Annotated in this window: 1 protein-coding gene; it reads left to right on the forward strand. The window is 46.5% G+C overall.

The features are described 5' to 3' along the window. Positions 1 to 114 precede the first annotated feature (114 nt). A partial coding sequence (locus tag R8O11_RS30970; protein WP_318195359.1) for a LytS/YhcK type 5TM receptor domain-containing protein occupies positions 115 to 529 on the forward strand: 415 nt, incomplete at its 3' end.

Raw genomic sequence — 529 nt, forward strand, 5'->3', positions numbered from 1 at the left:
AGCCTGCCGTTTGCAGGCTCTTTTTGTTTTATACCTAAATGACTTTAAAGGCCGATAAAACCTTGAGGTTGTTTAGGTATACAATAACAACATTAATTTCAGGTTAGGTTCGCTATGGAACTGGTTATCTCTCTCTTGCAGCAAATGTGTGTTTACTTAGTCTTGGCTTACATGCTGAGTAAAACACCCATCATCTTACCGCTACTGAGTATTTCGTCTCGCCTTAGCCATCGTTTAATTTGCTACGTGCTCTTTTCTGGCTTTTGTATCCTCGGGACGTACTTTGGTCTACACATCAATGATGCTATCGCCAACACCCGTGCCATTGGCGCTGTCATGGGCGGGTTGTTCGGCGGGCCAGTAGTTGGTTTTGCTGTCGGCTTAACTGGCGGGATCCATCGTTATTCCCTTGGCGGCTTTACCGACCTAGCCTGTGCTATTTCAACCACTGCTGAAGGCGTGATTGGTGGCTTGTTACATGTCTACCTTATCAAACGCAACAAGGGCGCATTGCTGTTCAACCCAAGCG

The organism is Vibrio sp. 1288 (genome assembly GCF_033344475.1).